Annotated in this window: 3 protein-coding genes and 5 pseudogenes; all 8 read right to left on the bottom strand. The window is 78.2% G+C overall.

The annotated features are described in order from the left end of the window. On the bottom strand, positions 1 to 1,174 hold a 1,174-nt coding region (locus BJF79_RS61520), incomplete at its 3' end, for a beta-ketoacyl synthase N-terminal-like domain-containing protein (RefSeq protein ID WP_262402548.1). Next, positions 1,171 to 1,824: a phosphopantetheine-binding protein gene (locus BJF79_RS61515; RefSeq protein ID WP_075901011.1), complete on the bottom strand. Its 654-nt coding sequence runs from the start codon at positions 1,822 to 1,824 to the stop codon at positions 1,171 to 1,173. The genes BJF79_RS61520 and BJF79_RS61515, both read right to left, overlap by 4 nt. Positions 1,825 to 2,011: 187 nt before the next feature. Further along, positions 2,012 to 3,481, bottom strand: a pseudogene (locus tag BJF79_RS67255) (KR domain-containing protein); the annotation flags it as partial. Between the two features lie 211 nt (positions 3,482 to 3,692). Continuing rightward, a pseudogene (locus BJF79_RS67250) lies at positions 3,693 to 4,828 on the bottom strand (acyltransferase domain-containing protein); the annotation flags it as partial. 196 nt (positions 4,829 to 5,024) lie between these two features. Further along, positions 5,025 to 6,476: pseudogene (locus BJF79_RS57365) on the bottom strand (type I polyketide synthase); the annotation flags it as partial. A 160-nt stretch (positions 6,477 to 6,636) separates the two neighbouring features. After that, positions 6,637 to 6,768, bottom strand: a pseudogene (locus BJF79_RS67245) (acyl carrier protein); the annotation flags it as partial. 337 nt (positions 6,769 to 7,105) lie between these two features. Next, a pseudogene (locus BJF79_RS67240) lies at positions 7,106 to 7,624 on the bottom strand (SDR family NAD(P)-dependent oxidoreductase); the annotation flags it as partial. Positions 7,625 to 7,851: 227 nt separating this feature from the next. Next, on the bottom strand, positions 7,852 to 8,744 hold an 893-nt coding region (locus BJF79_RS25160), incomplete at its 5' end, for a polyketide synthase dehydratase domain-containing protein (protein ID WP_143220151.1).

The following is an 8,744-nucleotide window of genomic DNA, read 5'->3' as shown; positions in this document are numbered from 1 at the left end:
TCTTGATGACGCCCGCGACGCCCGCCGCCGCCTGCGTGTGCCCGATGTTCGACTTGATCGACCCCAGCCACAGCGGCCGGTCGCGGTCGCGGCCGTAGACGTCCAGCAGCGCCTGCGCCTCGATCGGGTCGCCGAGCGGGGTGCCGGTGCCGTGCGCCTCGACCGCGTCGACGTCCCCGGGGGCCAGGCCCGCCGCCGTCAGCGCCTGCCGGACGACCCGCTGCTGCGACGGCCCGTTCGGCGCGGTGAGCCGGCTGCTCGCGCCGTCCTGGTTGACGGCGGTGCCCGCGACGAGCGCCAGCACCCGGTGCCCGTTGCGCCGGGCGTCCGACAGCCGCTCGACCAGCAGCAGGCCGGCGCCCTCGCTCCAGCCGGTGCCGTCCGCGCCGGCGCCGAAGGCGCGGCAGCGGCCGTCGGGGGACAGGCCGCGCTGGCGGCTGAACTCCACGTAGCTGGCGGGTGTGGCCATCACCGTCACGCCGCCCGCCAGCGCCAGGTCGCATTCGCGGTCGCGCAGCGCCCGCACCGCCAGATGGAGCGCCACCAGCGACGACGAGCACGCGGTGTCGACCGTGACGGCCGGTCCCTCCAGCCCGAACGTGTACGCGATCCGGCCCGACGCGACGCTCCCCGCGCTGCCGGTGCCGACGAGCCCCTCCATCTCCCGGGGGACGGGCCGCAGCCGCGAGGAGTAGTCGTCGTACATCACGCCCGTGAACACGCCGGTGCGGCTGCCGCGCAGCTCGTCCGGGCCGATCCCGGCGCGTTCGAACGCCTCCCACGACGTCTCCAGCAGCAGCCGCTGCTGCGGGTCGACGGCCGGGGCCTCGCGCGGGCTGATCCCGAAGAAGTCGGCGTCGAACCAGGCGGCGTCGTGCAGGAAACCGCCGTGCCGCACGCTGCTCGTGCCCGGACGGTCCGGGTCGGGGTCGTAGAGTTCGTCGACGTTCCAGCCGCGGTCCTCGGGGAACCCGGTGATCGCGTCCACGCCGCCGTCGACGAGCTCCCACAGGTCCTCGGGCGAGCCGACCCCGCCCGGATACCGGCAGCTCATCGCCACGATCGCGACGGGTTCGCGGGACGCCGACTCCGCGCGGCGGAGCCGTTCCCGGGTCGCCTGCAGATCGGCGGTGACCCGCTTGAGATAGTCGCGGAGCCGTTCCTCGTTCGTCATGTGCCGCCGAGCTCCTTGTCGATGAGGTCGAACAGGTCGTCGTCCGAGGCGCCGTCGAGCCGGTCGGCGGCGCGTTCGCGCAGTTCCGCCGCCACCGCCCCGTCCAGGCGGGTCAGCATGTCCCGCAGCCGGTCCGCCACCCGCCCCCGGGAGTCCCGGTCGCCGAGGATGGCGGGCAGCGCCGCCTCCAGCCGGTCGAGCTGCGACAGCCCGTCCGTCCCGTCGCCGGACGCGGGGGCGACGACGGCGCGCAGATGCCCGGCCAGCGCGTCCGGGGTGGGATGGTCGAACAGCAGCGTGGCGGGGAGCCGCCGCCCAGTCCGCGCCCCGAGCCGGTTGCGCAGCTCCACCGCGGTCAGCGAGTCGAAGCCCATGTCCATGAAGCCCTGCTCCCGGTCGATCGCCGCCGCGTCCGGGAACCCGAGCGCGGCGGCCGCCTCGGCCCGCACCAGGTCCAGCAGGAGCCGGGCCTGGTCCGCTTCGGCCAGCCCGGCGAGCCGCCCGGCCAGGTCGTCGGTGGCACCGCCGTGGCCGTTCGCGGCCGGACGCGCGTCCGCCGGACGCACGAGGCCGTGCAGCGGGAACGGGAGCCGTCCCCGCGCCGCGAGGTCCCGCAGCACCGCCGTGTCGAACGCCGCCGGGACGAGCACGCCGCCGTCGCCGGACAGGGCCGCGTCGAGCAGTGCCAGGCCCTCCTCCTCGGTGAGGGGGACGCGCCCGCGCGGGCGATCCGGGCCCGGTCGGTGTGCCGTCGAGCCGTCCGGCCATTCCCGCGCCCGCCCACGGGCCCCACGCGAGCGAGACCCCCGGCAGGCCCGCCTCCCGACGGCGATGGGCGAGCTCGTCGAGGAACGCGTTGGCCGCCGCGTAGGCCGCCTGCCCCGCGTTGCCCAGCACGCCCGCGAGGGAGGAGAACAGCACGAACGCCCGCAGGCCGAGGTCCGCCGTGAGCTCGTGCAGGTTCCACGCCGCGTCCGCCTTCGGGCGCAGCACCCCGGCGAGCCGCCCGGCGTCGAGCGAGCCGATGACGCCGTCGTCCAGGACCCCGGCGGCGTGCACGACCCCGATGAGGGGCGCTCGTCCGGGACGGCCGCCAGTGCCTCCCGCAGGGCGTCCCGGTCGGCGGCGTCGCACGCCGCGAGCGGTGACGTCGGCGCCCAGCTCACGCAGCTCGGCGGCCAGCGCCGCCGCGCCGGGCGCGTCCGGACCGCCGCGGCTCAGCAGCAGCAGACCGCGGACGCCGTGCCGCTCGACCAGCCGGCGCGCGGTCAGCGCCCCGAGGGCGCCCGTCCCGCCGGTGATCAGCACGGTCCCGTCCGGCCCGAGGGACGGGACGTCCGCCGGGGCGCTCCGCCGCGACCCGCGCGAGCCGCGGCACGAGCGCCCGCCCGCCGCGCACCGCGACCTCCGGTCGCGCGCGGCGAGCGCCTCCTCGACGTCCCGTCCGGACAGCCGCGCACCGTCGTGCCGCACGAGGACGAACCGTCCCGGGTTCTCCGCCTGCGCCGTCCGCACCAGCCCCCGCACCGCCGCCGCGGCCAGGTCCGACTCCCGCACCCCGATCACGAGCGGCGCGGCGCCGTCCCGAGGCTCCCGGACGAGCGCCAGCACCCGCCCGACAACCTCCCGCACCGCCGCGGCGACATCGGCACCGGTCCCCGCGCCGTTTTCTGCGCCGATCCCCGGGGCGCTCGCCGCGCCGGTCCCCGTGCCGACACCCGCGCCGTTTTCTGCGCCGGTCCTCCTGCCGTTCGCGGGGCCGGTTTCCGGGCTCGCCTCCGCGCCCGTGCCCGCACCGCTCTCTGCCCCGGCGTCCGCGTCGATCAGGTGGCTTTCGACGTGGACGACGGCGGCGTCCGGGGTCGGGTGCCCGTTGGGCGCCGGCGCGGGCGTCCACTCCACGCCGTACAGCGCGCCTCTGGACGCGGCGGGCAGGGCGCCCGCCGGGGCGGTCTCCAGCGCCCGGACGGTGAGGACGGGCCGTCCGTCGGGGGTCTCGGCGGCGATCGCGACGGTGCCCTCGCCGGTGAAGGACAGCCGGACCCGCAGCGCGGTCGCCTCCCGGGCGGCCCGGACGTCCGGTACGGTCACGCCCCGCCACGCCCGGGGGAGCCGCAGGTCGTCGCCTCCGGCGGCCGGGTGCAGGGCCGCGTCCAGCAGCGCCGGGTGCAGGGTGTGCCCGGCGCCGTGCGGCTCGGCCGGGAGCGCGACCTCGGCGTACAGCGTGTCGCCGGCCCGCCAGGCGGCGGTCAGGCCACGGAACGCCGGGCCGTAGCCGAGGCCCAGGTCGGCGAGCCGCGTGTACAGCCCGGCCAGGTCGATCGGGTCCGCGCCCGGCGGCGGCCACGCCCCGATCGGCTCGGCGCACCTCCGGCGCGGCGGCCAGCGCCCCGGCGGCGTGCCGGGTCCACGGGGCGGTGCCCTCCGGACGGGCGTGGTCGGCGACCGTCCCGGCGTCCGGTTCGTCCGGCGGCGAGACGGTGACCTGCAGCTCGACCGGGTCGTGCGCGGGCACCGGCAGGGGTTCGTCGAGGGTGAGTTCCGCGACGTCGCCCTCGCCGAGCAGGAGGTCGAGGAACGCCGTCGCGGGCAGCAGCGCCGTGTCCCGGACGGTGTGGTCGGCGAGCCACGGGTGGTCCGCGGCCGACACCCGTCCGGTCAGCACGCGCCCCGCCCCGTCGGCCAGGTCGACCGACGCGGTGAGCAGCGGACGCCGGGCGGCGGGGGCGGCGATCCAGTAGCGGTCGTGCTGGAACGCGTACGTGGGCAGGTCGGTGATCCGGCCGCCGGGGTGCAGGACGGACCAGTCCGGTTCGGCCCCGGCGGCGACGGCGGTGGCCAGCGCCAGCGCGTAGGCGTCGGGGTCCGGGCGGTCGCGGCGCAGCGTCGCCGCCGCGACGGCGCCGTCCCCGACGCAGTCGGCGACCAGCGCGGACAGGACGGCGTCCGGCCCCAGCTCCACGAACGCGGTGACGCCCTTCTCGTGCAGGGTGCGCACCCCGTCCCGGAACCGGACGGTCTCCCGGACGTGCCGCACCCAGTGTTCGGGGTCGGTGAGGTCGTCGGCGACGTCCCCGGTCAGGTTGGAGATCACCGGGACGGACGGCGCCCGGTACTCCAGCGCCTCCGCCGCGGCGCGGAACTCGGCGAGCATCGGGTCCATCAGCGGGGAGTGGAACGCGTGGCTCACCCGCAGCCGCCGCGCCGTCCCGCCGCGCTCCCGCCACGCGTCGGCGACCGCGAGGACGGCCGCTTCGGCGCCGAACACGACGTCGCGGCCGGGCCGTTGACCGCCGCGACCGCCACCGTCCCGTCCCCGGGGAGCAGGTCGCGGACGGTGTCCTCCGGCGCGTCCAGCGACACCATCGCGCCGCCCGCCGGGAGCGCCTGCATGAGCCGCCCCCGGGCCGCGACGAGCCGCGCCGCGTCGGGCAGCGACAGCACGCCCGCGGCGTGCGCGGCGGCCAGTTCCCCGACCGAGTGCCCGATCAGCAGGTCGGGCGTCACGCCGTGGTGTTCCAGCAGCCGGAACAGCGCGACCTCCACGGCGAACAGGGCGGGCTGGGCGTACCCGGTGCCGTCCAGCGCCGTGGCGTCGGCGCCGAACACGATCTCGCGGAGCGGACGGTCGAGGTGCGCGTCGAGCAGGTCGGCGGCCTCGTCGAACGCGGCGGCGAAGACGGGGTGCGCCTCGTACAGCGCCGCGCCCCATCCCGGCCCGCTGGCTGCCCTGGCCGGTGAAGCAGGACGCGACGCGTCCCCGGCCGGCCCGCGCGACCTGCGGGGACGGACGTCCGGCGGCCAGCGCGTCGAGCCCGTCGAGCAGCCCGGCGCGGTCGGACGCGGCGACGACGGCGCGGTGCTCCAGCCGCGGACGTCCGGTGGCGAGCGTGCGCCCGATGTCGGCGAGTCCCGCCGCGGGGGCGTCCGCCAGGTGGGTGCGCAGCCGCCGGGCCTGGTCGCGCAGCGCGGCCGGGGTGGCGGCGGCGACGGGGAACGGCACGGGCATCGCGGGCCGGGGCTCCGCCTCGCCCTCCGGCGCCGGCGCGGGCGGTTCCGCTTCGAGGACGAGGTGGGCGTTCGTGCCGCTGATGCCGAACGACGAGACGGCCGCGCGCCGCGCCCGTCCGGTGCCCGGCCACGGCGTCGGGGCGGTGACCAGCTCGACCGTCCCCGCGCTCCAGTCGACGTGCGGGGTCGGCGCGTCGACGTGCAGCGTCTTCGGCAGCAGCCCGTGCCGCATGGCCAGCACCGACTTGATGATCCCCGCGACGCCCGCCGCGGCCTGGGTGTGCCCGATGTTCGACTTGATCGAGCCCAGCAGCAGGGGCCGCTCCCGGCCGGTCCCGTAGGCGGCCAGCAGCGCCTGCGCCTCGATCGGGTCGCCGAGCGCCGTGCCGGTGCCGTGCCCCTCGACGGCGTCCACCTCGTGCGCCGCCAGTCCCGCGGCGGCCAGCGCCTGCCGGATGACCCGCTGCTGCGACGGGCCGTTGGGCGCGGTGAGCCCGTTGCTCGCGCCGTCCTGGTTGACGGCCGAGCCGCGGACGACCGCCAGCACCCGGTGGCCGTTGCGGCGCGCGTCCGACAGCCGCTCCACGACGAGCACCCCGGCGCCCTCGGCCCAGGACGCGCCGTCCGCCGCCGCCGCGAACGGCTTGCAGCGGCCGTCCGGGGCGAGGCCCCGCTGCCTGCTGAACTCCACGAACGTCGTGGGGGACGACATCACGGTCGCGCCGCCCGCCAGGGCCAGGGAGCATTCGCCGTTCCGCAGCGCCTGCGCGGCCAGATGCACCGCGACGAGCGACGACGAGCACGCGGTGTCGACCGTGATCGCGGGCCCCTCCAAACCCAGCGCGTAGGCGATCCGGCCGGAGGCGACGCTGCCGGTGTTGCCCGTCCCGAGATAGCCCTCCAGCTCCTCCGGCTTGTCGGCGCGCGCGTCGTATTCGCTCTTCATCAGCCCGGCGAACACGCCCGTCTCCGTGCCGCGCAGCGACAGCGGGTCGATCCCGGCGTGCTCGACGGCCTCCCACGCGACCTCCAGGAGGTGCCGCTGCTGCGGGTCGGCCGCCAGCGCCTCCCGGGGGCTCATCCCGAAGAACCGCGGATCGAAGTCGCCCGCACCGTCCAGGAAGCCGCCCCGCCGCGTCATCGACTTCCCCTGGGCGTCGGGGTCGGGGTCGTACAGGTCCGGGTCCCAGCCCCGGTCGGCGGGGAAGTCGCCGATCGCGTCGGAGCCGTCGAGCAGGAGCCGCCACAGGTCCTCGGGCGACCGGACGCCGCCGGGGAACCGGCAGGCCATGCCGACGATCGCGACCGGGTCGCCGTCGGCCGCGGCCGTCCGGACGTCCGGCGCCGCGGCCGCCGGGGCGTCGCCCGCGAGTTCGGCGCCGACGGCCGCGAAGCGCCTCGGGGGAGGGATGGTCGAACACGGCGGTCGCCGGGAGCCGCAGCCCGGTGGCCGTCCCGAGCCGGTTGCGCAGCTCCAGTGCGGTGAGGGAGTCGAAACCGAGCTCCTGGAACGCCCGGTCGGCCGCGACGGTGGTCCGCGCCGGAATACCCCAGGACGGCGGCGACCTGGCGGCGGACGACACCGAGCAGCTCGGCCGCGCGTTCGGCCTCCGGCAGCCCGGCGAGCCGCCGCGCGAGCGCAGACGCCCCGCCCGTCCGCTCGGGCCCGGCGGCGTCCGGTGCGGCGGCGCGGGGCAGTCCCGCGCGGACGAGCCCGCGCAGCATCGGCGGGACGTCCGCCGCGCCGAGCGCCGACACGTCCGGACGGAACGGGACGAGCACCGGCTCGTCCATGCGGAGCGCCGCGTCGAACAGTTCGAGGGCCCGTTCGGTGGACAGCGCGGCCGTGCCGCCCCGCGCCAGCCGCGCCAGGTCGGCCCGGTCGAGCCCCTCGGTCAGCCCGCTGCCCTCCTCCCACAGGCCCCACGCCAGCGACAGCGCCGGCAGGCCCGCCGCCGCGCGGTGCGCGGCGAGCGCGTCGAGGTGGGCGTTCGCGGCGGCGTACGGCGCCTGCCCGGCGCTGCCGATCGTCCCGGCGAGCGAGGAGAACAGGACGAACGCGGTGAGGTCCGCGTCGGCGGTGAGTTCGTGCAGGTGCCGCGCCCCGTGCGCCTTCGGGCGCAGCACCGCGGCGACCCGCTCGGGGGTCTGCGCGGTCAGCGTCGCGTCGTCCAGCACGCCGCCGCGTGGATCACCGCCGTCAGCGGGTGCCCGGCCGGGATCGCGGCCAGCAGCCGCGCCACGTCCGCGCGGTCGCCCACGTCGCAGGCGGCGAGCGTGACGCGCGCGCCGAGCCCGTCGAGCTCGTCCGCCAGCTCGGCGGCGCCGGGCGCGGCGGCGCGCGCCGCCGGCCAGCACCAGGTGCCGCACCCCGTGCCGCCGCACCAGATGCCGCGCCAGCACGGCCCCGAGGCCGCCCGTGCCCCCCGTGATCAGCACCGTCCCCCCGTCCCGGAACACCCCGCCGCCGGCGGGTCCCCCGTTGTCGGACGCGCGGTTGTCGGATGCTTCGCTGTCGGATGCCCCGCTGCGGGAGGTGCCGTTGATGAAGGTGCTGTCGGACGTGCTGTCGGGGGTGTCGTCTGGAGAGCCGTCGCGGGGGGAGCCGTCGGACACCTTGCCGGGAGTCCCGCTTCCGGACCGGGGGCCTTCGGACGGGAGGCGGGTCAGTAGCGGCGTGAAGGCGGCCGGGCCGCGTAGGGCGAGTTGCGGGTCGGTGCCGTCCGGGGCGGTGAGGTGGGCGGCGATGCGGGCCGGGTCCGGCGGGCCGTCCAGGTCGGCCAGCGCGAACCGGCCCGGGTGCTCGCTCTGCGCGACCCGCACCAGCCCCAGATCGCGGCCTGGTCGGGGTCGGCGTCGTCGCCGGGACGGACGGCCGTCGCGCCCTCGGTCGCGAACACGAGCAGGCGACCGGCGCGGCGTTCGTCGGCGAGCCAGTCGAGGGCCAGTTCGAGCGCTCGTTCGGGGCCGGCGCGCGCCATCGGCGCGACGAACGCGTCGGGGGCGGCGTCGCCGGGTTCGCCCTCGTCGCCGAGCAGCCGGACGCGGGGGCGCGGGCCGGGGACGGGCGCGCTCGGGCGCCACTCGACCCGGTACAGGTCCCCGCCGCCGGACGACCGCGCCAGCGCGCGCGGGTCCACGGGACGGACGGCGAGCGACGCGACCGACAGCACCGGCCGCCCCGCCGTGTCGGCCGCGTCCAGCGCGACCGCGTCCGTGGCGGAGCCGTCCCCGCCCGCGCGCGTCAGCCGGACGCGCAGCACCCGCGCGTTCGACGAGTGCAGGCGCACCCCGGACCACGCGAACGGCAGCAGGGCGCCGTCGCGTTCGCCGAACAGGCCGAGCGCGATCGGGTGCAGCGCCGCGTCGAGCAGCGCGGGATGCACGCCGTACCCGCCCGTGTCCAGGTCGTCCGGGAGCGCCACCTCGGCGAACACCTCGCCGCCGCGCAGCCAGGCGGCGCGCAGCCCCCGGAACGCGGGGCCGTACCCGTGGCCGCGCGCGGCGAGCGCCCGTACGGGTCGGCGAGGTCGACGGGCGCGCGCCCTCGGGCGGCCAC

It is taken from the genome of Actinomadura sp. CNU-125 (genome assembly GCF_001942465.1).
Taxonomy (GTDB): Bacteria; Actinomycetota; Actinomycetes; order Streptosporangiales; family Streptosporangiaceae; genus Spirillospora.
Note: the sequence above shows the minus strand (reverse complement) of the source record. Positions and strands in the feature narration are given on the sequence as shown.